Genomic DNA, 25,999 nt, shown 5'->3' with positions numbered 1-25,999 from the left:
GGGTGGAATGGGCGCGCAGCCGTGTAAGTGCGTGAGCAATAGTATCGTCAGTCACGGGTTTCAATAATGCAGTTTTCGTGGATGTGAAGTCTCGATAACTCAATTATTTGAATTTTCGGTGATCGCCGAAACTGCAGTTTATTTCGCCAAATCGTCGTTGCGCTGACGGGCGATGCTCCGGCCGGTTGATTCCGGAGCTCTTCCTCGATTGGCGAAAGCGAATTCGCCTTCGTCGAATTTGTCCGGACTTCAGATCATCAATGCGGCGCGGGTGATGTAAGCGCCGTCGAGACCGGATGCCACCCGTCGCATCGCCTCGAAGATCACCGAAAACTCCGGTCGTTCGCCGGCATCGGCCTCGCGGCGGAGGAAATCCGGCATGTCGGCCCACCCTTGCGTCCGGCAGTCGGAGTAGAACATCCAGCTTGCCTGGAAGAGGCGATGGGAAATCGCGCCGTCGCCAATCACTTCTATTTCCGTCACGCGTTCGTCGCGGCTTGCGCATTCGAAGGTGTCGGCGACGCCGGCAGGCTCCCCTTCGATCCACTGCACGATATGGCCGGGAAAAAGAAGGATGGCGCCGGTGACGTTGTTCAGCCGGTTGAGGCGTCTTGCGCGCGAGAGCGTGCGCTCGATCTCCTCTTCGACCGGGCGGCGCAATGCGCTCCAGTTGATGGTGGCTTTGAATGCTCGGGCTGCAAGGTCCATGATCGTCTAGCCCCGTTCAGGTTTTGCCCTGAAGGAAGCTTGCCTGACGATCGTTCTCAAATCGTAAAAATTTAGGAAAATGCCCCGAAATACTTATTCAATGGTTAACAAGAGTGAAGACCTGAAAGCGCATTTCATTTTGTCTTTTCCTTCGTAAGGTAGGGGCTTCCCGAAACGGTATACGCGGACCTTGAGTGTGCACGCCCGCGACCGTAAGCGGACGGGACATCGACTGCCAACGGCGCACCGCTCGGCAAGCGCCAGTTTCCGCCAATTCGCCGGACTGGATTTCATCCTCCCTGATGATAAACTTTTTTCGGGAGGACGTTCGATGGAACGCCGGATTAGTGCCATCCTCGCTGCTGATATGGTCGGCTATTCGCGGCTGATGGAGGCTGATGAGATTGGCACTCTCGAGCGCCAGAAAGCGCATCGCCGAGACCTGATCAATCCCGCTTTCGAAGAGTACCACGGCCGGATCGTCAAGGAGATGGGCGACGGGATCCTGGTGGAATTCCCTTCCGTCGTCGAAGCGGTTCAATGCGCGGCCACCATTCAAAAGGCTATGCCGGGCCGGGAAGCGGAAGTCGTCCATGACCGAAGGATAGCCTACCGCATCGGCATCAACCTTGGAGACATCGTCGTTGAAGGCGACGACATTTACGGCGACGGTGTCAATGTAGCCGCAAGGCTTGAACAAATGGCCGAGCCTGGCGGGATCTGCATTTCCGGAACGGCCTATGACCAGATGCGCTCGACGGTCGAAGTCGGCTATGAGGCGCTCGGCGAGGTCAACGTAAAGAATATCGAACGCCCGATCCGAGCCTACAAGGTGCTGATCGATCCTGCGCGTATTGGCGAACTCATCGAGCCGGCAGGCGTTACCTCCGCCAATGACAGGGGGCGGCGGGTGAACGGGATCATCGCGGCAGTTGTCTTGCTTGCCCTGTTTGCCGGCGGCGGTTGGTGGTGGTCCCGACAGCCCGACTTCGAACCGGCGAATCCGGACAAATTTGCGTTGCAAATGCCCGACAAGCCCTCGATTGCCGTGCTTCCATTCGACAACTTCAGCGGCGAGCGGGAACAAGGCTATTTCGCCGATGGCATGACGGAAGACCTGATCACGGATCTTTCGAAGCTATCGGGCGTATTCGTGATCTCCAGGAACTCCAGCTGGAGCTACAAGGGCAAACCGGTAAAACCGCAGCAGGTCGCGGAGGAATTGGGGGTTCGATACGTTCTCGAGGGCAGCGTTCGTCGGCAGGGCGATCAGGTTCGAATAAACGCGCAGCTCATCGACGCGGTCGGCGGCCAGCATTTGTGGGCGGAGCGATATGACGGTGCGCTGGGCGATGTTTTCAAGCTGCAGGACGAGGTGATTGAAAAGATCGTGGCGGCACTCGCCGTCAATCTGACGAAAGCCGAGCAGGCAGAAGTTGGGCGGGCGGAAACCGGCAGCCCGCAGGCCTATGACGCGCTTCTTCAGGGGCTGGACCGGCTGCGTCAGGATACGGAGGAAGGCACCCTTGCGGCGATTACCTTTTTCGAGAAGGCGATCGACCTCGACGCCGATTATGGCCGGGCCTACGCCGCGCTTGCGGCCGCGCATTGGCGCATCGCAAGCTCCAGCTGGTTTGCAGCGGCCGAAGGCGGGTTTTCACGGTCATGGGAAAAGCTGAACGAATATCTTGAAAAGGCGATGGCGGCCGACACGGCGCTCGGACATGCCACCATGGCCGAAGTCTTCGCTCAGGAGGGGCGTTTCGACGAAGCCTTTGTCCAGATCAACCGGGCAATGGCCATAGCGCCGAACGAGTCCGACAATTTCATCAGCAAGGCCAAGATACTCAATGCCAAGGGGAGGGCTGCGGAAGCGGAAGTGGCGGCGCGCTGGGCAATGCGCCTGGATCCGCGATACTCGCCCGAATATCTGCGCGTGCTGGCCCGGTCCCTGTTTCACCAGAAACGTTATGAAGAGGCCATACAAACGCTGCAACGCGTCGTCAGCCAGCAATCGGACGTTATCGAGGACTACGCAACCCTTGCGTCGAGCTTCGGTCATCTGGGGCGAATGGAGGAAGTCCCGGCGATGGCCGAAAAATACAATGAAATCGCCGTTCCGGCAGGATACGACCCACTTACGGTCCAGGAATTGGGATGGTGGTGGTATGGCGACATTTTCGACTATGACAATGGCTACCGCGAGCATCTGCAGGAAGGACTGCGCAAGGCGGGAATTCCGGAAGGGGCCGGAACCGATCTCTCGCGCCAGGATTACGTAAGGTTTATCTCGAAGGTCGACGGCGAGTACGAGGTTCGAGGCGCCCGTAAAGTCGACGCGGCGGCGGCCAAGGACCTCTTCGACGAAGGCTCAGCCAAATTCATCGATGTGCGGTCGACAACGGACCATGGATGGGGCTACATCCCAGGCGCGATCAACCTTTCGCTGGTAACCGACTTGTCCAAACCCAGCCTTCTTGCTGTCGCCGACATTGACGACCCGGTGATTTTTTATTGCCACGGCGAACATTGCCCCTACTCGGCGTATGCATCCGCCAAGGCGCTGGCCTGGGGATTTACAGATGTCTACTACTTTGCCGGGGGCTTCCCTGCCTGGCAGGGTGCAGGCTACCCGACCAAATCCGTTGCGACGGATTAGGGGCTGGGCCCATAAAACCCTTGGCGATGGCATCTTGATCGCATGCAGCGGCCGTGAGCGAACCTTATATTAGAGGCAGGGAGCGATCCCGAGACGCAACGGGCAAGGGCACCGACCGCGTGCTCCCGCGCCCGCTCAAAAGGTGCCGCACTCATCCCGCCGGGTTTGCCGAACCCGGAGCGAGACACCCCTCAAACAGGAGGATGTCCAATGATCGAGCAATTACAAGGATTTCCCGAAAGCGTGGCCGCTTTTGCCTGCCACGGGCACGTTACCCGAGACGACTACCTGAAGACCCTGGTTCCAGCCGTCGAACAGGCTTTCTCGAAACATGAGAAAGTGCGCCTTTATTACGAGATCGGTCCGGATTTCAAGAATGTCGATGCGGGAGCCGTCTGGACCGATTTCGCGACCGGTGTGAAACACTGGATGCGGTGGGAACGGATCGCCGTCGTGACGGATGTGGAGTGGATCAGAAATACCATGTGGGCGTTCGGATTCCTGATGCCTGGCGAGATTCGGCTTTTCCCGATTGCGGAACGAGATGCCGCGAGAGAGTGGATAGCGGCCGAATAGCCCTTGCATCACCTTCGCATGCCGAACGGCGTCCGGTACGGCATGAATGCAGCGGCGACGCGACAGGCGGCGTCTCTTGACGTTCCCCGATTGATTTGTGCGCGCGGCACGGTAGGTTACCGGCCAAACACGAATATGGAAGTGCCGCATGTTTTGGAAGAAGGGGTCTGGTGTGCTGTCGAAGGATGCCGTGCTGAAGGAGCTTTCCAAGGTCAAGGGACCGGATCTGAAAGACGATATCGTCTCGCTGGGGTTGGTATCTGACGTCTTCATCTCCGACGGGCGCGTCGCGTTTTCGATCACCGTGCCGGCCGAGCGGGCCCAGCAACTGGAGCCCTTGCGCCAGGCGGCGGAAAAGGTCGTCTCGCAAATGCCGGGCGTGGAAAAGGCCATGGTGGCGCTGACCGCCGAACGCGCGCCTGGTGCGAAGCAGGCGGCTGGCGCACCGGCGGGCTCTCCCGTGCGTCCCGCACCGTCCGCAGCACAAGCCGGCAGCGTGCCGCCGCCGATGCAGGCGCGCGCCCGCGCGCAGGCGCCAAAGGCAGGCGACACGCAAAAACCCGGCGTGCCGGGGGTGAAGAAGATCATCGCCGTGGCATCGGGCAAGGGCGGCGTCGGCAAATCCACCACCACCTGCAACCTCGCGCTCGCCCTGCAGGCGAACGGGCTGAAGGTCGGCGTGCTCGACGCCGATATCTACGGCCCGTCGATCCCGCGCCTTTTCCGCGTCACGGGAAAGCCGGAGCCGGTGTCGGGGCGCATTCTCAAGCCGCTTGAAGGATATGGCGTCAAGGTGATGTCCATGGGTTTCCTCGTGGATGAGGAAACGCCGATGATCTGGCGCGGGCCGATGGTGATTTCCGCCATTACGCAGATGCTGCGCGAGGTCGCCTGGGGCGATCTCGACGTGCTCGTCGTCGACATGCCGCCGGGCACGGGCGACGCGCAGTTGACGATGGCGCAGAACGTGCCACTGGCGGGTGCGGTGATCGTCTCCACGCCGCAAGACCTCGCGCTGATCGACGCACGCAAGGGCCTCAACATGTTCCGCAGGGTGGATGTGCCGGTCCTCGGCATCGTCGAGAACATGAGCTACTTCCTGTGCCCCGACTGCGGCGGGCGGCACGACATCTTCGGCCACGGCGGGGCGAAGGCGGAAGCCGAAAAGCTCGGCGTGCCCTTCCTCGGCGAAGTGCCGCTCGACATGGCCATTCGCGAGAAATCCGACGCGGGCACGCCGGTCGTCGTCACAGATCCGGACGGCCCCCATGCCGGCGTCTACAAGGAGATCGCCGCACGCGTGTGGGGCGAACTGGAACGCCAGGACGCCGATGCCGAGCGCGTGCCGCCGAAAATCGTCATAGAGGACTGATATCTCTGCGAAATCCAAATTCGCGGATTCCGTTGGGGCGGCGCGGGCCGCCCCTTTTGTTTTGGCAGCCGGCGAAGAATCAGCCGTACCCGGCGCCCCGCTTAGCCGCCTGTGGCGGGCTTGTCATATGTGACAGGGAAAAAATTGACGTAGAGTTTTTCGTAACGCGACCGTGATCGGTTCCGGGATTTGTGCGGTGCGAAATTCGACTTTCAAGCGCGGTGGCTGCGTTTGATGTCATTTTGCGTTATTTTATTCGAAAATGGCGCATTTTCAACGGCGGGGACGGCAAATTCCTGGGTGCGCCGCAATACCGAATTCATTTGCAGTTTTATAGACTTGGCTAGTAACCTCCTCTCCAATCGGGAGGTGGTGCATGGCATTGGCAAACGCTGTCCTTAAACGAGTCAGCGAAGAAGAACTGGAACGGGCAGGTCTTTACAATTTGCTCGGAAGTTCGCTCCAGCAGGCGGTTTCTCCGGCCTGGCTGTCGGAGGCGGGTGCCTTGCGTGGCGGCGAAGGCGCGATCGGTTCGTGCCTGGACGAGCTTGCAGATGCGTCGCGCAGTGCCGACCCTTCCGGGATGTCCCGAGAATACCAGGATCTTTTCATCGGCGTCGGGCGCGGCGAACTCGTGCCCTACGGCTCATATTATCTGACGGGCTTCCTGCACGAAAAGCCGCTTGCCGACCTCAGGCGCGACATGGCCGGGCTCGGCATCGAGCGCGACCCTTCCGTGAAGGAACCGGAGGACCATATCGCATCGCTCTGCCAGATGATGGCGGGGCTGATTACAGGCGCATTCGGCGAGCCGCGGGACCTTCAGGAGCAAAAGCGGTTCTTTTCGGCGCATCTCGGCAATTGGGCGCCGCATTTCTTCAAGGATCTGGAAAACGCGAAGACCGCACGGTTCTACCGCCATGTCGGCAAGCTCGGCCGCACGTTCATGGAGGTTGAGACGCGCGGGTTCGAAATGGTTGAGTGAAGAAGACACCTGCCGCTTGCCGGACGGGGGCAGGCAGGGACGAAGACGATCGGCGCGGGCCGGCCTTGAACCGGACCTGCAACCGCCTTTCCCGGAAGATCCGGGCAGGCGGATGTGCACTGCAGCCGCGGAGCCTTGCTCCGCCGGTTCGAACGAATGGGTTCAAGGAAACAGGCCGGCGAATGCCGGTTTCAAGTTCAACGTTGGAGGACGATCGCCATGACGAAGAAGGTGGAGAAGGTCGATACCGACAGGCGAGGCTTCATGAAGCTTGCCGCCATTGGCGCGGCGGCCGGGGGAGCGACGCTTGCATCGGGCAAGGCCTCGGCGGAAGAGGCGCCGAAGTCTGCGACGGCGGCGGGCTACCGCGAGAGCGAGCACGTAAAGACCTTCTACAAATCCGCACGCTTCTGAGGCGGAGTTCGCAACAACGCCGGCGCCAATAGCCGGCAAACGGTGCTTTCGCGCTTCGCCTGACTGAATCGCCGATGCCTTTAGGGAAAATCGGCGCATGGGTGAGCGAAATCACGATCAGGGAGAAACGACATGCTGAGGAAAAAGACGAGCTCGCTTGCCCGTCGGACCCGGTTGTCTGCCGCCGTCGAGGCGGTCGGTGCGAGCGCGATGGACCGCCGGACGTTCCTGCGCCGCTCCGGGCTGACGGCCGGTGGCATCGCCGCCGCAAGCGCATTCACCGGCGGCATGGTGCGCCGGGCGGAAGCCCAGGCGGCATCGGCGGCCAAGGTCAGCGTCAAGAAGTCCGTCTGCACGCACTGCTCTGTGGGCTGCACGGTGCTGGCCGAGGTGCAGGACGGCGTGTGGATCGGGCAGGAGCCCGGCTTCGACAGCCCGTTCAACCTGGGAGCGCATTGCGCGAAGGGCGCATCGGTGCGCGAACACGCCCACGGCGAACGGCGGCTGAAATATCCGACCAAGCTTGTCGGCGGCAAGTGGGAGCGGATTTCCTGGGAGCAGGCGATCGACGAGATCGGCGACAAGATGCTCGAGGTGCGCGAAAGCTCGGGCCCCGACAGCGTCTACTGGCTGGGCTCGGCCAAGCACTCCAACGAGCAGGCCTACCTGATCCGCAAGTTCGCCGCCTTCTGGGGCACGAACAACGTCGATCACCAGGCGCGTATCTGTCACTCGACCACGGTCGCGGGTGTTGCCAACACCTGGGGCTACGGCGCGATGACGAATTCGTACAACGACATCCATAATTCGCGCGCGATCTTCCTGATCGGCGGCAACCCGGCGGAGGCCCATCCGGTCTCGCTCCTGCACCTCCTGAAGGCCAAGGAAGAAAACGCCGCGCCGCTGATCGTCTGCGATCCGCGCTTCACCCGCACCGCCGCGCACGCCACCGAATACGTGCGCTTCCGCCCGGGCGCGGACGTCGCGCTGATCTGGGGCATTCTCTGGCACATCTTCGAAAACGGCTGGGAAGACAAGGAATTCATCCGCCAGCGCGTCTGGGGCATGGACCAGGTCAAGGCCGAGGTGAAGAACTGGACGCCCGAGGAAACCGAGCGCGTGACCGGCGTTCCGGGCTCTCAGCTCAAGCGCGTGGCCCGCACGCTCGCCAACAACCGCCCCACCACCGTCATCTGGTGCATGGGCGGCACGCAGCACACCAACGGCAACAACAACACCCGCGCCTATTGCGCCTTGCAGCTCGCGCTCGGCAACATGGGACAGGCCGGCGGCGGCACGAACATCTTCCGCGGCCACGACAACGTGCAGGGCGCAACCGACCTTGGCGTGCTTGCCGACACGCTGCCGGGCTACTACGGCCTGACGGACGGCTCCTGGGCGCACTGGGCGCGCGTGTGGGAGGTGGATAACGAGTATATCCGCGGCCGCTTCGCCACCATGAAGGGCGCGGACGGCAACGACGTCGCCATGATCAACGAGAAGGGCATTCCCGTCTCGCGCTGGATCGACGGCGTGCTGGAGGACAAGGAAAACCTCGTCCAGCCCGACAATACCCGCGTGATGGTGTTCTGGGGCCATGCCCCGAACTCGCAGACCCGCCAGCCGGAAATGAAGACGGCGATGGAAAAGCTCGACCTCCTGGTGGTGGTCGATCCCTATCCGACTGTGTCGGCGATCCTTCACGACCGCACCGACGGGGTCTACCTGCTGCCGGCGGCGACGCAGTTCGAAACCTACGGGTCGGTCACGGCGTCGAACCGCTCCCTGCAGTGGCGCGAAACGGTGGTGGAGCCGCTGTTCGAGTCGCTGCCCGACCACACCATCATGTACAAGTTCGCCAAGAAGCTCGGCTTCGCCGACGAGATGTTCAAGAACATCGAAGTCAACGACGACGAGCCGCTTGTCGAGGACATCACCCGCGAGTTCAACCGCGGCATGTGGACCATTGGCTACACCGGCCAGTCGCCGGAACGGCTGAAGATGCACATGGCCAACCAGCACACCTTCGACCGCACGACGCTGCGCGCACGCGGCGGCCCGGCCGACGGCGACTTCTACGGCCTGCCGTGGCCGAGCTGGGGAACGCCGGAGATGGGCCATCCGGGCTCGGCGGTGCTTTATGACACCTCTCTGCCTGTCGCAGAGGGCGGCATGGGCTTCCGCGCCCGCTTCGGCGTGGAACGCGACGGCGACAACCTTCTCGCCGAAGGCTCGTGGCCGGTCGGCTCGGAAATCGAGGACGGCTATCCGGAGTTCACCTTCGCCATGCTGCAGAAGCTTGGCTGGGATGGCGACCTTACGGCCGACGAACTGGCGGCGATCGAAAAGGTGGCCGGCTCCAGCGACGCGGAAGCCATGGGCAAGGTCAACTGGAAGACCGACCTTTCCGGCGGCATCCAGAGGGTCGCGATCAAGCACGGCTGCGCGCCCTACGGCAACGCCAAGGCCCGCGCGGTGGTGTGGACCTTCCCGGATCCGGTGCCGCTGCACCGCGAACCGCTCTATACCAACCGACGCGACCTGCTCGACAAATACGCCACCTATGACGACAAGGTCTTCTGGCGTGTTCCGACCAAGTACAAGTCCATTCAGGATCAGGATTATTCGACGGACTTCCCGATGATCCTGACCTCGGGACGTCTGGTCGAATACGAGGGCGGCGGCGACGAGACGCGGTCGAACCCGTGGCTTGCCGAGCTGCAGCAGGACATGTTCGTGGAGGTCAATCCGGTCGATGCGAACAACCTCGGCATCCGCGACGGCGAGATGGTCTGGGTCCACGGTCCGGAAGGCGGCAAGGTGAAGGTCATGGCCATGGTCACCGAAAGGGTGGGCCAGGGCGTCGCCTTCATGCCGTTCCACTTCGGCGGATGGTTCCAGGGCGAAGACCGCCGTTCGAAATATCCGGAGGGAGCCGATCCCTACGTGTTGGGCGAAGCGTCGAACACCGCCCAGACGTATGGCTACGACTCGGTCACCCAGATGCAAGAAACCAAGGCCACGCTGTGCCGCATAGAGCGCGCGTGAGGGAGGAGTAACCCATGGCTCGGATGAAATTCCTTTGTGACGCGGAGCGCTGCATCGAGTGCAATGCCTGCGTGACGGCCTGCAAGAACGAGCACGAGGTGCCCTGGGGCATCAACCGGCGCCGCGTGGTGACGATCCAGGACGGCAAGCCGGGCGAACGTTCGATCTCGGTCGCCTGCATGCACTGCTCGGACGCTCCGTGCAGCGCGGTCTGCCCGGTCGACTGCTTCTACCAGACCGACGAGGGCGTGGTCCTTCACTCCAAGGACCTGTGCATCGGCTGCGGCTACTGTTTCTATGCGTGCCCCTTCGGCGCGCCGCAGTATCCGCAGGCGGGCAACTTCGGCACGCGCGGCAAGATGGACAAATGCACCTTCTGCGCAGGCGGCCCGGAGGCGGACAACTCGCAGGCGGAGTTCCTGAAGTACGGCCGCAACCGCCTTGCGGAAGGCAAGCTGCCGCTCTGCGCGGAAATGTGCTCGACGAAGGCGCTGCTTGCCGGCGACGGCGACGTGGTCTCGGCGATCTATCGCGAACGCGTGGTCGCGCGCGGCTTCGGCTCCGGTGCCTGGGGCTGGGGCACCGCCTACCAGCAGAAGGCGGGCAGCTTCTGAGGCCGCCGCTATTCTGCCGGGTGAACGACGCGGAGGCGGCCTATTGGGCCGCCTCTGCTTTCTCGGCAGGGTGAAAATCCTGTGTGTGAGAGACCGGGAGCGCCTGTAAAAAGGCGGATGTTCCTGATAAACCAATCCAAATGCCGTTGCGTAATAGACGGAACTCCGGCGTCGCGTTGCACATGCGATCGTCTATCGAGCCGTAAGGCGGGTTGAAGGCTGAGCCTGGTTCCGATGAATTTCGCTTCCTGTGCCGGCTGTCGAAAAGAGGTTGGAATGCCGAGGCGATCAGGGCTTTGGACTGTCGTTGCAGCGTTTGCGCTCATCGCGCTTGCCGGCTGCAGGGAAGACGAACAAAACCGCGCATTACACATCGAAAAGGGTACCTATGCGGGCAAGCCCGACACCGAACTTTCCAAGGAACAGCTCCGTGAACTGGACGCGCGCGCGAAAGAGCAGCGCTTCCAGTGACGCGAAGCCGGAACGCGATTGATTGTGCGGCGGACAGGCGACGGGACGGGCCGTTTCGGGTTCAGGCCCTGATCCGCCGGGAGGGAGAGTGATGCAGATGTTCCAGACCGTAATGTCGGGTCGCGGTATTCAGGTCCGCAATTGCCTTTCCGGTTTTGCCGCACTGCTGCTGGCGATCGCTTTCGTCATTTCACCGGAGCCGTCCTTCGCCCAGCAAACGCGTGACACGGTGCAGCAGGAAAACCCGGTCGAGGGCCAGGTGCCCGGCAATACGCTGGGCGAGGCATCGGACACGGACCTTTGGCGCGATATCCGCCATGGCGTTACCGGCAATGTCTCCATCCCCGACAAGAAGGCGGGAACGCTCGTCCAGTCCGAGGGCGAACTTTGGCGTTCTCTCAGGAACGGGCCGCTGGCGCTTTACGCAAGCTGGGCGATGCTCGGCATGATCGTGCTGCTTTGCCTTTTCTTCGCGATCCGCGGCCGCATCAGGATCGACCACGGCATGTCAGGCGTCACGATCACGCGGTTCAACGGGTTCGAGCGCTTCGGCCACTGGATGCTGGCAACATCCTTTATCGTTCTGGCGCTTTCGGGCCTGAACGTCATGTACGGGCGCTACCTGCTGCTGCCGCTTATCGGGCCGGAAGCCTTCGGCTTCGTCACGTTGATGGGCAAGTATCTGCACAATTACCTCGCCTTCGCCTTCATGGCGGGGCTTGCCATCATCTTCATCATGTGGGTGCGCCACAACCTGCCGAACCGCACGGACGTCAAATGGGTGCTGGTCGCAGGCGGCCTGTTCTCCAAGAACGTTCATCCGCCGGCGAAGAAATTCAACGCCGGCCAGAAGGTGATCTTCTGGCTGGTGATCCTGTGCGGCGTTTCGATCTCGCTTTCGGGCTGGGCGCTGCTATTCCCCTTCACGACCCACTTCTTCAGCGACACTTTCGTCCTGGCGAACAATCTCTTCGGCACGGAACTGCCGGCACCGCTGGCGCCGATCCAGGAGCAGCAGCTCAACAGCCTTTGGCACTCGATCATGGCTGTCTTCCTGATCTGCGTGATCCTCGCCCATATCTACATCGGGTCCATCGGCATGGAAGGCGCCTTCGACGCCATGGGATCGGGGGAGGTGGACCTCAATTGGGCAAAAGAGCACCATTCGCTCTGGGTTGAGGAGGTGGAGCAAAAGGAAAGCGGCGCGGCTTCGAGGGGCGCAGCACAACCCGCGGAATAGACGAACCGGGAGGACGGCATCGTGCAGGTGTCAAAAACTTTCGGGGGCGCATTGACGGGAGCGGTTCTCGCTTTCCATAGCATTGTCGCCATGGCTTCGGCGGAGGAATGGCCGGCGCGTTTCGAAGGCCACGGCGGGCCGGTGAAATCCGTCGCGATTTCCTCCGACGGTCGGTCGGTCCTTTCCGCCTCCTTCGACTATGCGGCGATCCTTTGGTCCATAGAAGGGGGCGAAGCGAAGATCGTCCACCGGCTGATCGGTCATGAGGCGGCGGTCAACGACGCCCACTTCGCGAACGGCACCTTTGCGGTGAGCGTTTCCGACGACGGCTCTATCGCTCTGTGGGATCTTGAAACCGGTGAAATGGCTTCGCGGATCGACGAGGGCGGCGACAAGATGCTCTCCGTCGCGGTGAACGAGGACGGCTCGCGCGCGCTTGCCGCATCCTGGGACCGCAATGCGTATCTTTATGCGATCGAGGAAGGCAAGCTTACCCGGCTCGCCAAGCTTGGCGGGCACAGGGGCAACGTCAACTCGGTCGACTTCCTGCCCGATGGAACGGGCATCCTGACAGCCTCCTACGACGGCGGCATCCGCCTGTTCGATGCGACAAGCGGCGAATTGGAGCGCGAGATTTATGCGCACGGCTGGGGTGTCAACGTCATCAAGGCGATGCCGGACGGCAAGACCGTGCTGTTCGGCGCGACGGATGGGGCGGTCGGGCTCGTTTCGATCGAAACGGGTGAGGAGGTGAAGGTACTTCCCCCTCATGAAAGGCCGGTGCTTTCGCTTGCGCTTTCCACGGACGGCACAAAGGCCGCTTCGGGCGGGGGTGACGGAAAAATCCGTTTCATGTCAACGCTCGACTGGGCTTTGGAAGAAGAATTCGAAAACCCGTACGGTCCCGTATGGGGAATGGCGATAACGCCCGACAACACGACGGTTCTTTATGCCGGGCTCGACGACCACGTGAACGCCTGGCAGGTGAGCCCGCGCAAGCCGTTCGAGCCGATAGACAACGACTTTCCCCGCCGTTTCCAGGTCTCGGATACCGATGACCCGGGCGAATTGCAGTTCGCGCGCAAATGCTCCGTCTGCCATACGCTGAAGCCGGATGACGCCAACCGGGCGGGGCCGACACTCTACAAGCTTTTCGGCAGGAAAGCCGGATCGCTGCCGGGCTACCCATATTCCGATGCGCTGAAGCGGGCCGACTTCACCTGGACGGAAGAGACCGTCTCGAACCTTTTCGATCACGGGCCGGACGTCGTGACGCCGGGCTCCAAAATGCCGATCCAGCGGCTGAAGGACCACAAGACGCGCGATGCGCTGGTGGCTTTCCTGAAGAGGGCGACGGACCCGGCCGCGCAATCGGAAGAGGACGTGACCAAACAGAAAGAGGGTGAGAAATGAAAGCCTTTGTAGCCGCGATCTTCGCGGTGGCCGTCATCGGTGTGGGGGCATGGGCCGTCCTGAACAAGGGGCTCGATTATTCTTCAGCCACCACATACACCTCCCACAATCCGGGAGCCGTCAGGCTTTCGCCGGCGGACGGAGGGCCGAACGGCTGATGAGATTTCCGCAACGCCGCGCCGTTTGCGCCGCACTCGCGACGGTGTTGCTTTCCGGCGTCCTTGCCGCGCACGCCAAGGCGAACGGGATCGCCGAGGCGCGAAACGCCGTGGTGGCGCTGCTTCCGGCATGGCCGAAAGGGCAGGCGAACCAGGAAGAGCCGGAAGGTTCCGCCGTTGTAGTAAAAGACGGAACGTGGCTCGTTACCGCCGATCATGTGCTTGGGCCCGCAAAATCGGCCAGGATCCGCCTCGCCGACGGGAGCGTTTTTCCGGTCGAGATCATCGCCCGCGACAGGGCGAGCGATCTGGCGGTTCTCAGGTCGAGCGAGGCGCTGCCGGCGCTTGAATTCGCGAAAGAAGACCCGGAAGTCGCCGAAGAGGTTTGCGCGATCGGAAACGCCTTCGGCCTGGGGATGACGGTCTCCTGCGGCGTGGTTTCGGCGGTCGCGCGCGGCGGGGTCGGTTTCAACGCGGTCGAGGATTTCATTCAGACCGACGCCTCCGTGAACCCCGGTGCGTCTGGCGGCGCGCTCGTCGACGGGAAGGGGCGGCTGGTCGGCGTTCTCTCGGCGATCTTTACCAAGTCGAGCGACGGTGACCTTGGCGTCAATTTCGCTGCTTCCGCACCGCTGGTGCAGGCGGTGCTCGCCTCGGTCACGAATTACGGGCGCATGGAGCACATCAGCCTGGGCGTCGCTCTGGAGCCGACGGAACCCGGCCCACAACCCGCCGGGCTGACGGTGCGGCGGCTTGACGAGGAGGGGCTTGCGGCGCGAGCCGGGTTTTTGCCGGGGGATGTGATCCTCGCTGTCGACGGCGTTGCGGCCATGTCCGTTCCCGCACTCAGGGGCAGGCTGGCGAGGGCGGGATCGCAACCGGAGATTTCAATCCGCAGAAACGGGAAAACGGAAACGCTGACGATCAAAACGAAATAGAAACAATGGACTATATGCAGTTTCCGATTCAATCTCATACATGATTGACTCAACTTTCCAACCGGTTGAACCGCGTTCGCAAGCGTGTGGGCCGGGGGTTCGTCAGACAGATTTAACTTACTGAAATAAAACGGTAAAAAAGGACAGAAACGATGAACGAAGACACATTCAACATGTCCATGCGCAAGTTCCTGAAGCAGGTCGGCGTAACCTCGCAGCAGGCGATCGAGAAACAGGTGCGCGAAAGCGGCGCCGCCTCCGGCTCGCTGAAGGTGAAGGCGGTGCTGACGATAGAGGGGCACGACTTCGAGCATGTGGTCGAGGGCAAGATCGACCTCGATTGAGGCGGGGCTGCCGGCACCAAACGCGGAGCGAACGAAACGCATATGAACGAACCGAGCTTTCCACCGCTCCTGACCGGACACGCCGTGGATGCGGGCGAAGACCCTTTCGAGCGCGCATGCGCGGGCGCCCGCGATGCGGAATTCGGGGCAGGCGACCTCGTCTGGTCGCGGGCTCTCGACAGGACCGCCATGGCGCTGGTGCTGGAACCCGATGTCGACCGGCAGCGCTCGCGCGAGATGATATTCGTCGCCATGGTGGCCTGCGCGGATGCCGTGGGCGCGAATATTCCACCCGAAATCGGCTTTACATGGATGTGGCCGACAACCTTGCGGGCGAATGGCGCGCGCGTGGGCGAAGTGCGTTACGCAGAAGCGCGAACCGACGCGGAGGACGGGGCGCCGGATTGGATTGTCGTCGGTCTCGAGATCACGCTTTTCGACGCCACGCCGCGCGAGGTCGAACCCGGTGAGACGCCCGACCGCACGACTTTCTTCGACGAAGGGGCAGGCGATATCGAGGCGGATGAGCTGATCTCCTCCATAGCGCGGCACTGGACGACGTGGATCCACCGCTGGGACAGCGACGGCTTCGCACCCGTGCACGAGGCCTGGCTCTTCCGGGCGGACGGCCACAAGAAGACAATCAACCTCAAGACGGCGGAAGGTCCCGCGGAGGGCGTGTTCCTGGGCGTCGACGAGGCCGGAAATCTGCTTCTCAAGGAGGAAGGCGGCGCCGTACGTGCACTGTCTCTCAGCCGGGAACTGGGCCTTGCGGACGACAGGCAAGGGGCATGAGATGCCGCGCGTCCTGAAAGCGATCCGGCTCGACCGGTCCGATGTCCATGTCTTCCCCGAAGCGGCCGAACCGGGGGACGTCGTGATACCGGGAAGCTTCGCCTTTCAGCGCCATGGCGAGGGGGAACTCACGGGGAAGCTTCGGCAGGCTTTCGTCTCCGGGTTTCTGTCACTGGAGACATTCGGCTGGACGACGCTTGCGACGCCTGCGGAGGTGGACGATGCGCAGGTCGATGCGCTGCGCGAGCGGTTGGCGGCCCATTTCGTTGAGCGATACGGCGCGCCGGACATGGAGGCCGCACGCCCTGTCGCGCAAGCCGAGGTGGACGACATGATCGGGCTCGCCGGGGGGCTTGCCATCAACACTTTGCTTGCGGTGAAGCGGGAATTTGACGAAAGCGGAGCGATCCGCGAACGGTTCCATGTGGTGACGCCGCCTGCCGGCGAGGTGCACACCCGTGTGTGGGACGTGAGCGAAGACGAGTGAGCGGGAGCGACATGCGGAATTTTTGGAAATCGGCGGGCTACCACCTTGTCGAGCGCGACAAGAACGGCTGGCTGACGGTGACGCCGGATTACCTGCGTGCCTATTACACACGGCCCGAAATCCACCCGATCGAGGAATCCTGCGAGGCCGAACACGCGCTGTTCGACAAGCTGATGGCCGACCCTTTCGCGAAGGTGGGCGAAGAGGAGCTTTCCGCGATCGCCGACGGGGACGCGGCGGACAACTACCGCCTCGTGCTTGCTTTTCGCGATCATCTGGTCAGGCACGGCACGCTGGAAGGCGCCTATGCGGCATTCTTCGAGGAGGGAGCGGCGATCAATGTGCCGCCGATCTTCATCGACCAGATGGTCCACCTGATCATGCGCAATATCCTGTGGAACGCGCATGACCCGCTAAGGGCGCGGGCAGGCGAGATATTCTTTCGCGAGCAATCGGTCACGGCGGATGACGGGCAACTGATGCTTGCCGATGCGGAAATCGTGGAGATGTACGCCGAAACCGGCGGTATGGGCGGGCTCGGCGCGCTGCTTGCCGAAGCGGGCACGCCCATGCGCGAAATCTCGCTCGACGTGCTGGGCGAGGAGAATGGCGATATCTACTGGGAGCGCTCCGACCGGTTCGACACGGCTATCGACTTCCGCTTCACACAGCCCGCGCTCGACGCCTTCGCGCGCGATCTGGAAGCGTGGGTCCGGCATTTCCTGAAGGTGGACGTTCGCATCCAGCCGCAGCAGTCGGTACGCGACGAACGCTGGTCGTGGCACGTCGGGCTCGATGCGGATGCGACGCGTATTCTCAATGCGCTCTACAATGGCGACAACGTGAGCGAAGAAGACATGGCGTCAATCGTCGCGCTGTTCCGCCTCGATTTCGAACGGTCGGGCGACATGCGCGAAGAATTGCGCGGCAAGCCCGTCTGGCTGGCGCTTGCCATGGGGCCGGACGCCATCGTGCGCATGAAACCGCAGAACCTGCTCACGAACCTGCCCGTCCGGCGGCGGAATTGAGATCAGATTGTGAAAACGACGCTTCCGAAAATTACCAAAATTTGGTAGAAATCACCCTCAGGAGATTATGCCATGGCCAAGAACACATCAGTCGCTCTCGGTGACCACTTCGAGCAGTTCATCAGCGACCACGTTTCGCAAGGACGATACCGGTCTGCCAGCGAGGTGGTGAGAGCCGGTTTGCGTTTGCTTGAGGAACGCGAAGCGCAAGTGGAGGCTCTAAGAAATGCTTTGATCGCCGGTGAAGAAAGCGGTGAATTCAAGCCGCTGGACAAAGACTCGTTTTTAAAGGAAATGCGTCGCAAGCATGTCGAGTAACGATGGGGCGTACCGCCTATCCGCTTCTGCGCAATTCGATCTTGAAGGTATTTGGTTATATACTTACCAAAATTGGTCAGAAGACCAAGCGGAGCATTATATAGGCCAGATTTTTGATGCGCTGGATTTGCTTGGCGGAAATGCGCGAATCGGTAAGAGTATTAACCACATCAGGCGTGGTTATTTCCGATACCAGTGCGGATCACATCTTATTTTCTATACTATGGCAGACGAGGCCATAAACGTCGTACGCATCCTGCACAAGCGAATGGATGTGGACGGCAATCTCCCGCTTTGATTGACTATCCCTCGCCGAAGGACATGCGCCGGCGGAGCGATACGCGCGGGCGGTCTTCGGGCAGCAGGTCCTCTGCGGGTTCGTCGCCCGTATGGGCAATGGTTTCGGCGGGTTCGGATGCCGAAGTCTCGTCCGATGGAATTTCAGCCGAAGCATTGGCACCGTCGGTGGCGGCCACTTCCGAAGTTTCGACGCTCGGGATCTGTACGGCCGGTTCTTCCGCCTCAGCGGCTTTCGCCGCCGCTGCAGCTCGTTCGGCCTCCGCTTCGGCCTCCAGCTTGCGGGCGTAGCCGCGCCCGACCTCCCAGGCGGATTTCACCTGATCGCCGACATGGCTGACGATACGAAAATCTTCATCGTAGTCGTTGAGACCGTCGACGCAGGCGAGCACCGGATTGGACGCCCAGAGCTTGCGCATGGCCGCATTCTTGAGAGCGGCGGGCACGCCCTTCCTGAAGAAGACGGAAAAATCGGACTCATACGTCAAGCTTTCGAGGTCGACCGCTTCCGCGGCGGCGCGGTTCTGCGCCTCGATCTCGCTTTCCGCTTCGTCTTCTGCGGGGCCGTGAGAGACGGCTTCCGTCTCAAGCGAAGGCTCGTTCGTTTCGCCCGTTTGCTTTCGCCGCGACCAGCGCTGGAGGAATCCTTCGCGTTCAACCATCACAATTGCCCGTCGTTTTCATCCACCCGCCTGCCGAGGGGCGAAAAGATGGGCTCCTTGCCGAACTTCTGCTCCTCGACCTTGACGCTGTCCCGCCGGCGCTTTCTGAAGGCCGGAGCCTCCGGCGCCTGTTTGAGGAAGCCCGCGAACCAGGCAAGCGTTTCCTCCGGCATCGGCAGCTTTTCGACGAGACCTTCTCCGGCTTCCTGCCAGCTTTGCGCCTGATAGGGGTCAAGCGTGACGCCCTGGACTTTCCACGGAGGATCTTGCGAGGAGACTTCCTCCAGCGCCGCCCAGATTGAAGGCTCGCTCGATTCCAGATTGGCGTCGTAGGTTTCCACCATCTTGTAATGAAGTGTCACGGCGAAGGGGGCGATGATGTATCGCACGCGATCGCCGTCGCGCTCCATCTCGCGCCAGCCGCCCGTTGCCGGTGCGTCGGGAATGATCGCCACGACCTTCCACGCAAAATCGGCCCACTTCGAAACCGAAGGCCTGCGCTCCAGCACCACGCCGAACGACCTCGTATCCTCCTTGAGCAATCACACCTCCCGCATGTGTTTCTTTTTATTTGAATTTGGTCCTCAACCGGGCATTTGGCAATGGGGTTCGATACGCCGTTCCTTACTCTTGGCAAGTCGCAAGACTCTGCTAGAACTTTTATAAAGCAAAACATAAGCGGGCGATCGCCCCGCCGGAGGAAATATATGCCCGTATCAAGCCGCCGCGTGCTTCTGTGCAACTGCGAGAAGACGATGGCGCTGAACCCGGACCGCCTGCCGTTGCAGGAGGGCACGCCGCTTTATAGCCATCTTTGCCGCGCGCAAGCCGAAGCCTTCGAAAAAGCCCTGGAAACGGGCGAACCGCTGCTTGTGGGCTGCACACAGGAAGCGCCGCTTTTTTCCGAGATCGCGGAAGAACAGGCGCCGGGCGCGGATGTCGCCTTCGTAAACATACGCGAGCGCGCCGGCTGGTGCGCCAGGGACGCCGACCCGCATGCGAAGATCGCGGCTCTTCTGGCCGAAGCAGCGCTTGAGCCGCAGGCAGCACCCTTGCGGGCCGTCGAAAGCGACGGGCTCTGCCTTGTCTACGGAAGCGGGCAGGCGGCACTGGACGCCGCCCGGACGCTGGAAGGCAGATTGTCCGTAACCCTGCTTCTCAAGGACGGCGATGACGTTCTTTTGCCGTCCGTTCTCGATTTTCCGATCTATTCGGGCATCTTGCGTACGGTCTCCGGTTCCTTCGGCGGGTTCGAAGTGACGGTGGACGGTTATGCGCAGCTCGTTCCTTCTTCCAGAGGCGGGCCGCAATTCGGTTTGCCGCGTGACGGCGCCAAGGCGACCTGCAGCCTGATCCTCGATCTTTCCGGGGACACGCCGCCGGTAACCGCGCCGGAAAAGCGGGACGGATATCAGCGCGTCGACCCCAGGGACCCGGCGGCGGTGGCGCGCGCTCTGTTCGACCTCGCCGACATGGTCGGTACGTTCGAAAAGCCTGTCTATGTCGGATATGACGCGGATATCTGCGCGCATGGACGCGCTGGCAAGACAGGCTGCACCAACTGCCTCGACGCCTGTCCGGCAGGCGCGATCAGCGACGAGGGGGAGACGATATCGATCGACCCCGGCATATGTGGCGGCTGCGGTTCATGCGCCGCGCACTGCCCGACGGGCGCCGTTTCCTACCAGTATCCATTCCGGCGCGACCAGATCCGCCGGGTGCAGACGCTGGTTGCGGCGTATCGGGATGCCGGCGGCAAGAAGCCGGCTCTTTTCGCCCATGAAGACCCGCACGGCACGGAGATCATCGCTGCGATCGCGCGCTTCGGTGAAGGATTGCCGCAAAATGCGATCCCGTTTGCCGTTCATTCGGTAGCGGCATATGGCCATGACGCCCTGCTTTCGGCCGTCCTTGCCGGCGCAAGCCGGATGGTGCTGCTGTGTCCGCCGCAAAAGGCAGGGGAACTCGACGCGCTTCGTGCCGAAATCGCCATCGCCGAGGCGCTGCTTGCCGGGATGGGGTTTGCGACGGATAACCTGTTCGAGGTGCTTGTCGAAAGCGATCCCGACCGGGTGAATGAGGCGCTTGCGAAAGAAGCAGGCGCACCCGTGATCGCCGCTCCGCACAGTTTCGATGCTGTCGGCGGAAAGCGCGATGTCGCAAGAAGCGCGATTTCGGGCCTGATCGAACGCAGCGAACAGGCACCCGAAATCATTCCCCTGCCCGGGGACGCGCCCTACGGGCGAATTCGCATCGACACGCAAGGCTGCACGCTTTGCCTGGCTTGCGTCGGCGCATGTCCGGCGAACGCGCTGTCCGACAACCCGGACCGGCCGCAGGTCAGCTTCACGGAAGCGGCTTGCGTACAATGCGGGCTGTGCGCCGCGACCTGCCCTGAAAACGTGATCACGCTGGAAGCGCGCTACAACGCCGGCGACGGCGCTGTGCGCCCGGCCGTATTGCACGAAGAAGAGCCCGCGACCTGCACCCGCTGCGGCAAGCCGTTCGGCACCAAGTCGGCGATCAACCGCATCTCCGAGCGGCTTTCGGGCAAGCACTGGATGTTCCAGCGTCCGGAACAGATCGCGCTGATCGGCATGTGCAACGACTGCCGCGTTTCGGCGCAATGGGAAATGGAGGACACGCCGCTCAAGGCCGGCGGAAGGAACCGCATCACCACGACGCAGGACTATGTGGACGCCGAGAAGAAGGGGCTTTCCCTCGACGATTTCCTGAAGGAAAACTGACGCGCAGACATTATGAGCCGCGATCCGGACCGGGGAGCGGCTTTTTCCCATTTCATCTGGATCAGACCGGGCATGGATTTTCGCGAAAACAGCAAGGCGATCGTCGCGATGATGCTCGCCATGCTCGGCTTCATCGTCAACGACACGCTGGTGAAGGTGGTCTCCGAACGGCTGCCGCTCGGCGAGATCATGTTCGTGCGCGGCATCATCGCGATCGTCTTCATACTCGGCTTGAGTGCTGTGACCGGCATGCTTTCCCAGTACCGCCACCTCAACCACAAGACCGTGCCGATCCGCGCACTCGCCGAGGTTTGCGCGACGATCCTCTACCTCACCGCGCTGTTCCAGATGCCTATCGCCAATGCCACGGCGATCCTGCAAGCGCTGCCCTTGGTGGTGACGGCGGCGGCGGCGATCTTTTTCGCGGCACCTGTCGGCTGGCGGCGCTGGTCGGCCATCGGGGTCGGCTTCGCGGGCGTCCTCTTGATCGTCAGGCCGGGGCTGGAGGGCTTCGATTCCTGGGCGCTTGTCGCGCTTGCCGGCGTTTTCTGCATGGCTGTGCGCGACCTTGCCACGCAGCGGATGCCGAAAAACGTGCCCACGCTGGGTGCGGCCGCCGCAACGCTGGTCGGAGTTTCCGTCGTCGGGCTGGCGCTTTCCGTCCGTGAAACCTGGGTGGTGCCTACGGGAAACGAATTCGCGCTCCTCGTCGGTGCAGCTCTTTTCATCAATATCGGTTTCAGCTTCATCATCATCGCCATGCGCACGGGCGATATTTCCGTCGTCGCACCCTTTCGCTATTCCATCATCCTGTGGGCGATCGCGCTCGGTTATCTCGTGTGGGGCGATGTGCCGGATGTCATGACGCTCGCCGGAACTGCGATCATCGTCACAACCGGCATTTATTCCTTCTTCCGCGAACGCAAGCTTGCATCGCAGGCGGCCAAACCCCTTCACGCAAAAAGTGAAGCGCCTGCGCTGGACTAGCAATGCGAATAAATCATACAAAACCCGTCAGCGTTATATTCCCGGGTTTCATGTATGCTTCAGGACAACAGGCGCGCCATTGTCGCCATCGTGATCGCGATGCTGGCGGGTATCGGCAACGACGTCTTCGCCAAACTGGCCGCCGAGCGATTGCCGCTCGGCGAGATCATATTCTTTCGTGGTTTGATGGCGCTTGCGATGGTCGTTTCGCTCAGCATCGTCATGCGCAAGAAGGTGACGGCAAGAATGCTCCGGCATCCGATGGTGCTTGCGCGCACGGCGGCGAACGGCCTCGGCACGGTCCTTTTTCTTTCCGCTTTGTTTCACCTGCCGCTCGCCAATTCCATTGCCATTCTCCAGGCTCTGCCGCTCGTCATCACGGCAGGGGCGGCGATCTTTCTGGCCGAGCGCGTCGGATGGCAGCGGTGGTCGGCGATCCTTGTCGGTTTTGTTGGCGTTCTCATCGTCGCGCGGCCGGGCGCGGAGGGGTTCGACTACTGGGCGGTCGTTGCATTCGCGGGCGTTCTCCTGAGCGCGCTTCGCGACCTCATCTCCAAGCGGACGCCGGCTGAAATTCCCAGCATCGCGCTGAATATCGCAAGCCTCATCGCGATCATCCTGATCGGGCTCTCGCTATCGGCAAGAGAAACCTGGCTGGTGCCGACGTCGCACGATCTTCTGCTGCTTGCCGCCGCTGCCGCCTTCTTCACCGCCGCCAACCTGCTGATCATCATCTCGGTGCGGTTGGGCGACATCGCGGCGGTCTCTCCCTTCCGCTACACGATCGTCGTCTGGGCGATCGCGCTAGGGTTTCTGGTCTGGGGCGAAGTGCCGGATGCCCTTACGCTTACCGGCAGTGCGATCATCGTCGGCGCGGGGTTGTTCACCTTCTTCCGCGAGCGGCGGCTGGCGAGGGCGGCCCGGGCGGCGGGCCCGGCATCCGTCAGGGTGTGAGGAGAAGCCAAAGGCCGAGAGCAAGAAAAACCGCTGCTGAAATTCTGGAAAAAACCACACCCCACGGCAGGACCTTTTCCAGCAGCACGAAGATGGCAAGACCGGCGATCCAGACGACGTTCATGATGCCGCCAGCGAAAAGAAGCGCCATCAGGACCCAGCAACAGCCGAGGCAATAAGCCCCGTGCAAAAGCCCCATACGCAAAGCGCCCGCCGCCCCGGGGCGGAAATGCTCTGCAAGGAAAGCCGCCGGAGACCGGCAATGGGCAAGGCAGGCGTTTTTCCATGGCGAAAGCTGATAGAGGCCCGCGGCGATCAGCAAGACCGCGCTTAACTGCCGGTTCGTGCTCCACATCATCATGGAATCCACGAGGCCAAGCCGCTCAAGCAGCCACTGCAGCGACATTGCCACGACGCTGAAGCCGAGCCAGGCGACAAGATAACCCGCAAGAAACGCGAAGGTGGGAGCCGTCGCCGCGCCCAACCGTCCCTTCTTCTGCTCGTTGCGATAGGCGGTCCCGTAAAGGAGGATCAATGGCGCGGCGCTCGGCGTCATCATGGCGATCATCATGACCCACCACATCATGAGCATTATGAAGGCGTAGGAAAGCGACCAGTCCATCGCCATCCCCATCCGCGCTGGGGGAGGGAACGTGAACGTCGTCATGGCCCGGGTGCTCATGCCCGTGCCAGCCCCGCTCAGCACGTAAGCCCAGGACAAAAACGTGATGACGAAAAGGCCTGCGATGATGATCCAGCGCTCGCGCCGGATCATCCGTTCCGCGGCGGTGAGGCCGGAAGGAGACGCACTTTCACGTGTCATCTCGTTCCGCCCCGCTCAGGCGGCGCGATGACGGACCACGCCGTGGTTGTTCATATGCATGTGGGCCAGATGCGCGTGACTGTCGTTGAGGTCCAGTTTTATAGCACCTTCCGCCCTTGTCGAGCCGCTGCCGACTTCGGCAACGTCGTATTCGAAACCGGTCGGCAAGTTTATCCGCGCGCGATGCGGCTCGCCCGTCACGGGATTGCGGATTGGTCTTGCGCTGCCCTCCGCGAGGTTTGGAATGCGGAAGCGGCCGGTGCAATCATCTACCGATATCTCCAGCTCGATCGGCGTGAATATCGGATCGTGGACTTTCGCAAAAGTGGTGGCAAAGACTGCGAAAACAGTTGCCATGGGATCCGTGTCCTCGCCGGACATGATCTTGAGAATGGCTTCGCGCTGGGCGGGGGTTGCGCTTTCGTCAATGAACGGCTGGCACTGCCCGTTACCTTCATGGATCGCACCCGGCCAGGAAACCACCGCGCCAAAACGAACGCCGGCGAGGTCTGTATCACCGTAGTGTCCTTCCGAAATTTTCATGCAAACGACGGCGTCGCAATGTCCTTTGGAAGGATATGAGTTGAATTGGCATGGGCATCCATAATCGCAGTTGCAATTGGAAACTGACTCCGCCTTGAATTCCCAAGGTGTCATGCCGAAATCTCCTCTGCGAGAGTTTTGTGAATTATTTAATGTGTCTGTTGATTTCCAACCCTAACACATGGGTGAAATACATAAAGCAACTTCAGTTTGCGCGATGATAGCCAAAGTTGTTTTGTTGCATGAGAAACAATATGAGCCCAATGCGTGAATATCTGGCAAGGCCGGAAATGCGGCGCCTATTCGCGGCTTGCGATCGATTTCATTGCGCTGCCTGACCGACTCTGATTTTTGATCACACCATGAAACGCAAAATCTCCGGGCGCGATGCGGCACTGACAATCGGCCTGCTGCTGCTGTTACCTGCCGCTTGGTCACTGCCGCGGCGGGCATGGCCGATACTGGCCCATGCTTTCGCCAGCTCTGCGCGGCGGTTCGTAAACAACAACCGGTCCGAGCGCATTCCCAACCGAATCGCAGAAATCCTGCCCGCGACCAAAAGCAAGGAAGAGGCAGAGGCGGTCATTACCGGGCTTGCGGGCGAGCAGGTCGTAATGCTTATGGAGATGCTGCGTTATTACCGCCCGGGCAAGTGGGAACCGGCAATCGAGATCGAAGGCCGCGAGCGCATTGAAGAAGCGCTTCAAAGCGGAAGGGGAACGATATTCTGGATCTGCCCTTTCGTTCACATGGACATTATTGCCAAGGCAGCGCTCAAGCGCTCGGGTGTCGACTTCGTGCACCTGCTGCGCACCACGCATGGGCTGTCCGAGACGGCATTTGGCGAGAGGTTTCTGAACTGGGTGATGCAGAAACCGGAAAAAGCCTTCACGCTGCGCCGTGAAGTGATCGATCCGAAGAATGCGGGCATGGCAGCTCTGCATCTGGCCCGCGTTCTCAAAAACGGCGGCAGCGTCTGGATCACGGCGGCAAGGTCGAGGCACAAGAACAAGGCCGACCCGATCCGCGTGCCGTTTCTGGACGATACGTTCGATTTTGCGCCGGGTGCCGCGACGCTCGCCCTCAAGACAAAGGCGAACCTTTTCCCGGTTGTGACGATACGCGAGGCGGGGGGTGCCTACCGGATGGTCATTGGGCCGAACCTCAACGAGCCGCCGGCCGGGAAAGACGATTTGCCGCCCAGGCTCATCGTGCGAAGATATGCGGATTTCGTTTCCGGATACGTGGCGGAATATCCGCGGCAGTGGCGCGGCTGGTTCCAGCTTTGAAACGTCGGGAACGATCAATGACGATGCGATGACGCCGAGCCGGCAGAGTTCGGCAACATGTTGCAGATCGGGAATCGGTTTCGCGTAATCCTGCCTTGCCGGAAGATCAATAGCAGGCGATATAGGTTC

Annotated in this window: 27 protein-coding genes; 22 read left to right on the top strand and 5 right to left on the bottom strand. The window is 61.6% G+C overall.

What is annotated here, in order from left to right:
- Positions 1 to 249 precede the first annotated feature (249 nt).
- Positions 250 to 708 (bottom strand): BLUF domain-containing protein, encoded by a 459-nt coding sequence (locus GR183_RS20980; protein WP_160777635.1) that lies wholly within the window; start codon positions 706 to 708, stop codon positions 250 to 252.
- 331 nt (positions 709 to 1,039) lie between these two features.
- Between GR183_RS20980 and GR183_RS20975 the strand changes: the two genes are divergently transcribed.
- The 18 genes from GR183_RS20975 to GR183_RS20895 all read left to right on the top strand — a co-directional run bounded on the left by GR183_RS20975 (position 1,040) and on the right by GR183_RS20895 (position 17,866).
- Positions 1,040 to 3,367 carry a rhodanese-like domain-containing protein gene (locus GR183_RS20975; protein WP_160777634.1) on the top strand — a complete coding sequence of 776 codons (2,328 nt, stop codon included), beginning with the start codon at positions 1,040 to 1,042 and terminating at the stop codon, positions 3,365 to 3,367.
- 210 nt (positions 3,368 to 3,577) lie between these two features.
- Positions 3,578 to 3,943, top strand: a complete 366-nt coding sequence (locus GR183_RS20970) for a SpoIIAA family protein (RefSeq protein WP_160777633.1) — start codon at positions 3,578 to 3,580, stop codon at positions 3,941 to 3,943.
- A 148-nt stretch (positions 3,944 to 4,091) separates the two neighbouring features.
- The gene (locus GR183_RS20965; RefSeq protein ID WP_160777632.1) at positions 4,092 to 5,315 is read left to right on the top strand and encodes an Mrp/NBP35 family ATP-binding protein; all 1,224 of its coding nucleotides are present in this window, start codon (positions 4,092 to 4,094) and stop codon (positions 5,313 to 5,315) included.
- A gap of 376 nt (positions 5,316 to 5,691) precedes the next feature.
- Entirely contained in the window at positions 5,692 to 6,300 is a 609-nt protein-coding gene (locus GR183_RS20960; RefSeq protein ID WP_160777631.1) for a TorD/DmsD family molecular chaperone, read from the top strand.
- Between the two features lie 219 nt (positions 6,301 to 6,519).
- Positions 6,520 to 6,714: a twin-arginine translocation signal domain-containing protein gene (locus GR183_RS20955; protein WP_160777630.1), complete on the top strand. Its 195-nt coding sequence runs from the start codon at positions 6,520 to 6,522 to the stop codon at positions 6,712 to 6,714.
- A gap of 132 nt (positions 6,715 to 6,846) precedes the next feature.
- On the top strand, positions 6,847 to 9,762 hold the full coding sequence (locus GR183_RS20950) for a formate dehydrogenase subunit alpha (protein ID WP_160777629.1): 2,916 nt from the start codon (positions 6,847 to 6,849) through the stop codon (positions 9,760 to 9,762).
- A gap of 14 nt (positions 9,763 to 9,776) precedes the next feature.
- On the top strand, positions 9,777 to 10,376 hold the full coding sequence (fdh3B, locus tag GR183_RS20945; protein WP_160777628.1) for a formate dehydrogenase FDH3 subunit beta: 600 nt from the start codon (positions 9,777 to 9,779) through the stop codon (positions 10,374 to 10,376).
- Between the two features lie 276 nt (positions 10,377 to 10,652).
- On the top strand, positions 10,653 to 10,847 hold the full coding sequence (locus tag GR183_RS20940) for a hypothetical protein (protein ID WP_160777627.1): 195 nt from the start codon (positions 10,653 to 10,655) through the stop codon (positions 10,845 to 10,847).
- 97 nt (positions 10,848 to 10,944) lie between these two features.
- Positions 10,945 to 12,087, top strand: a complete 1,143-nt coding sequence (locus GR183_RS20935; RefSeq protein WP_244313843.1) for a formate dehydrogenase subunit gamma — start codon at positions 10,945 to 10,947, stop codon at positions 12,085 to 12,087.
- Positions 12,088 to 12,108: 21 nt separating this feature from the next.
- Positions 12,109 to 13,500 (top strand): c-type cytochrome, encoded by a 1,392-nt coding sequence (locus GR183_RS20930; protein WP_312846870.1) that lies wholly within the window; start codon positions 12,109 to 12,111, stop codon positions 13,498 to 13,500.
- Positions 13,497 to 13,658, top strand: a complete 162-nt coding sequence (locus GR183_RS21720) for a hypothetical protein (protein WP_202396222.1) — start codon at positions 13,497 to 13,499, stop codon at positions 13,656 to 13,658. Before GR183_RS20930 ends, GR183_RS21720 begins: the two co-directional genes overlap by 4 nt.
- Positions 13,658 to 14,596 (top strand): S1C family serine protease, encoded by a 939-nt coding sequence (locus GR183_RS20925; protein ID WP_160777626.1) that lies wholly within the window; start codon positions 13,658 to 13,660, stop codon positions 14,594 to 14,596. Before GR183_RS21720 ends, GR183_RS20925 begins: the two co-directional genes overlap by 1 nt.
- Before the next feature lie 152 nt (positions 14,597 to 14,748).
- Entirely contained in the window at positions 14,749 to 14,940 is a 192-nt protein-coding gene (locus GR183_RS20920) for a DUF6494 family protein (protein ID WP_160777625.1), read from the top strand.
- A gap of 42 nt (positions 14,941 to 14,982) precedes the next feature.
- A complete protein-coding gene (locus tag GR183_RS20915; protein ID WP_160777624.1) occupies positions 14,983 to 15,735 on the top strand; it encodes a biotin/lipoate--protein ligase family protein in 753 nt (250 codons plus the stop codon).
- Positions 15,710 to 16,222 carry a DUF6505 family protein gene (locus GR183_RS20910; protein WP_160777623.1) on the top strand — a complete coding sequence of 171 codons (513 nt, stop codon included), beginning with the start codon at positions 15,710 to 15,712 and terminating at the stop codon, positions 16,220 to 16,222. The genes GR183_RS20915 and GR183_RS20910 overlap by 26 nt, the downstream gene beginning before the upstream one ends.
- Positions 16,223 to 16,233: 11 nt before the next feature.
- Positions 16,234 to 17,250: a DUF6352 family protein gene (locus tag GR183_RS20905; RefSeq protein ID WP_160777622.1), complete on the top strand. Its 1,017-nt coding sequence runs from the start codon at positions 16,234 to 16,236 to the stop codon at positions 17,248 to 17,250.
- Between the two features lie 72 nt (positions 17,251 to 17,322).
- The gene (locus tag GR183_RS20900) at positions 17,323 to 17,568 is read left to right on the top strand and encodes a type II toxin-antitoxin system ParD family antitoxin (RefSeq protein WP_160777621.1); all 246 of its coding nucleotides are present in this window, start codon (positions 17,323 to 17,325) and stop codon (positions 17,566 to 17,568) included.
- Entirely contained in the window at positions 17,558 to 17,866 is a 309-nt protein-coding gene (locus GR183_RS20895) for a type II toxin-antitoxin system RelE/ParE family toxin (protein WP_160777620.1), read from the top strand. The genes GR183_RS20900 and GR183_RS20895 overlap by 11 nt, the downstream gene beginning before the upstream one ends.
- A gap of 4 nt (positions 17,867 to 17,870) precedes the next feature.
- On the opposite strand, the gene GR183_RS20890 is transcribed toward GR183_RS20895, so the two are convergent.
- Together GR183_RS20890 and GR183_RS20885 are read right to left on the bottom strand one after the other, a co-directional pair.
- Positions 17,871 to 18,527 carry a DUF3306 domain-containing protein gene (locus GR183_RS20890; protein ID WP_160777619.1) on the bottom strand — a complete coding sequence of 219 codons (657 nt, stop codon included), beginning with the start codon at positions 18,525 to 18,527 and terminating at the stop codon, positions 17,871 to 17,873.
- Complete coding sequence (locus GR183_RS20885) at positions 18,527 to 19,069, bottom strand: DUF3305 domain-containing protein (RefSeq protein ID WP_160777618.1); 543 nt, start codon at positions 19,067 to 19,069, stop codon at positions 18,527 to 18,529. The genes GR183_RS20890 and GR183_RS20885 overlap by 1 nt, the downstream gene beginning before the upstream one ends.
- A 165-nt stretch (positions 19,070 to 19,234) precedes the next feature.
- Here GR183_RS20885 and GR183_RS20880 point away from each other — a divergent pair, with 165 nt between their 5' ends.
- From GR183_RS20880 to GR183_RS20870, 3 genes are read left to right on the top strand one after another with little or no spacing between them, the layout of a single operon-like run.
- Entirely contained in the window at positions 19,235 to 21,274 is a 2,040-nt protein-coding gene (locus GR183_RS20880) for a 4Fe-4S dicluster domain-containing protein (RefSeq protein ID WP_160777617.1), read from the top strand.
- 12 nt (positions 21,275 to 21,286) lie between these two features.
- Entirely contained in the window at positions 21,287 to 22,261 is a 975-nt protein-coding gene (locus GR183_RS20875; RefSeq protein WP_244313842.1) for a DMT family transporter, read from the top strand.
- A 54-nt stretch (positions 22,262 to 22,315) separates the two neighbouring features.
- Positions 22,316 to 23,215: a DMT family transporter gene (locus GR183_RS20870; protein ID WP_160777616.1), complete on the top strand. Its 900-nt coding sequence runs from the start codon at positions 22,316 to 22,318 to the stop codon at positions 23,213 to 23,215.
- Here the strand turns inward: GR183_RS20870 and GR183_RS20865 are convergent.
- Together GR183_RS20865 and GR183_RS20860 are read right to left on the bottom strand one after the other, a co-directional pair.
- The gene (locus GR183_RS20865; RefSeq protein ID WP_160777615.1) at positions 23,205 to 24,038 is read right to left on the bottom strand and encodes a DUF2182 domain-containing protein; all 834 of its coding nucleotides are present in this window, start codon (positions 24,036 to 24,038) and stop codon (positions 23,205 to 23,207) included. The two genes, GR183_RS20870 and GR183_RS20865, sit on opposite strands and share 11 nt — an antisense overlap.
- Positions 24,039 to 24,053: 15 nt before the next feature.
- Positions 24,054 to 24,695, bottom strand: a complete 642-nt coding sequence (locus GR183_RS20860) for a DUF1326 domain-containing protein (protein WP_160777614.1) — start codon at positions 24,693 to 24,695, stop codon at positions 24,054 to 24,056.
- A 248-nt stretch (positions 24,696 to 24,943) separates the two neighbouring features.
- Here GR183_RS20860 and GR183_RS20855 point away from each other — a divergent pair, with 248 nt between their 5' ends.
- A complete protein-coding gene (locus GR183_RS20855; RefSeq protein WP_160777613.1) occupies positions 24,944 to 25,870 on the top strand; it encodes an LpxL/LpxP family acyltransferase in 927 nt (308 codons plus the stop codon).
- Positions 25,871 to 25,999 lie beyond the last annotated feature (129 nt).

Origin of the sequence: Stappia sediminis (assembly GCF_009826895.1) — a bacterium.
Lineage (GTDB): Bacteria > Pseudomonadota > Alphaproteobacteria > Rhizobiales > Stappiaceae > Hongsoonwoonella > Hongsoonwoonella sediminis.
The sequence above is the reverse complement of the archived record's forward strand: the minus strand, read 5'-3'. Positions and strand labels throughout refer to the sequence as shown.

Coding starts and splice junctions, on each gene's coding strand:
- GR183_RS20980 (WP_160777635.1), bottom strand. CDS start 708: ATGGACCTTGCAGCCCGAGCATTCAAAGCCACCATCAACTGGAGCGCA.
- GR183_RS20975 (WP_160777634.1), top strand. CDS start 1,040: ATGGAACGCCGGATTAGTGCCATCCTCGCTGCTGATATGGTCGGCTAT.
- GR183_RS20970 (WP_160777633.1), top strand. CDS start 3,578: ATGATCGAGCAATTACAAGGATTTCCCGAAAGCGTGGCCGCTTTTGCC.
- GR183_RS20965 (WP_160777632.1), top strand. CDS start 4,092: ATGTTTTGGAAGAAGGGGTCTGGTGTGCTGTCGAAGGATGCCGTGCTG.
- GR183_RS20960 (WP_160777631.1), top strand. CDS start 5,692: ATGGCATTGGCAAACGCTGTCCTTAAACGAGTCAGCGAAGAAGAACTG.
- GR183_RS20955 (WP_160777630.1), top strand. CDS start 6,520: ATGACGAAGAAGGTGGAGAAGGTCGATACCGACAGGCGAGGCTTCATG.
- GR183_RS20950 (WP_160777629.1), top strand. CDS start 6,847: ATGCTGAGGAAAAAGACGAGCTCGCTTGCCCGTCGGACCCGGTTGTCT.
- fdh3B (WP_160777628.1), top strand. CDS start 9,777: ATGGCTCGGATGAAATTCCTTTGTGACGCGGAGCGCTGCATCGAGTGC.
- GR183_RS20940 (WP_160777627.1), top strand. CDS start 10,653: ATGCCGAGGCGATCAGGGCTTTGGACTGTCGTTGCAGCGTTTGCGCTC.
- GR183_RS20935 (WP_244313843.1), top strand. CDS start 10,945: ATGTTCCAGACCGTAATGTCGGGTCGCGGTATTCAGGTCCGCAATTGC.
- GR183_RS21720 (WP_202396222.1), top strand. CDS start 13,497: ATGAAAGCCTTTGTAGCCGCGATCTTCGCGGTGGCCGTCATCGGTGTG.
- GR183_RS20925 (WP_160777626.1), top strand. CDS start 13,658: ATGAGATTTCCGCAACGCCGCGCCGTTTGCGCCGCACTCGCGACGGTG.
- GR183_RS20920 (WP_160777625.1), top strand. CDS start 14,749: ATGAACGAAGACACATTCAACATGTCCATGCGCAAGTTCCTGAAGCAG.
- GR183_RS20915 (WP_160777624.1), top strand. CDS start 14,983: ATGAACGAACCGAGCTTTCCACCGCTCCTGACCGGACACGCCGTGGAT.
- GR183_RS20905 (WP_160777622.1), top strand. CDS start 16,234: ATGCGGAATTTTTGGAAATCGGCGGGCTACCACCTTGTCGAGCGCGAC.
- GR183_RS20900 (WP_160777621.1), top strand. CDS start 17,323: ATGGCCAAGAACACATCAGTCGCTCTCGGTGACCACTTCGAGCAGTTC.
- GR183_RS20895 (WP_160777620.1), top strand. CDS start 17,558: ATGTCGAGTAACGATGGGGCGTACCGCCTATCCGCTTCTGCGCAATTC.
- GR183_RS20890 (WP_160777619.1), bottom strand. CDS start 18,527: ATGGTTGAACGCGAAGGATTCCTCCAGCGCTGGTCGCGGCGAAAGCAA.
- GR183_RS20880 (WP_160777617.1), top strand. CDS start 19,235: ATGCCCGTATCAAGCCGCCGCGTGCTTCTGTGCAACTGCGAGAAGACG.
- GR183_RS20875 (WP_244313842.1), top strand. CDS start 21,287: ATGAGCCGCGATCCGGACCGGGGAGCGGCTTTTTCCCATTTCATCTGG.
- GR183_RS20870 (WP_160777616.1), top strand. CDS start 22,316: ATGCTTCAGGACAACAGGCGCGCCATTGTCGCCATCGTGATCGCGATG.
- GR183_RS20865 (WP_160777615.1), bottom strand. CDS start 24,038: ATGACACGTGAAAGTGCGTCTCCTTCCGGCCTCACCGCCGCGGAACGG.
- GR183_RS20860 (WP_160777614.1), bottom strand. CDS start 24,695: ATGACACCTTGGGAATTCAAGGCGGAGTCAGTTTCCAATTGCAACTGC.
- GR183_RS20855 (WP_160777613.1), top strand. CDS start 24,944: ATGAAACGCAAAATCTCCGGGCGCGATGCGGCACTGACAATCGGCCTG.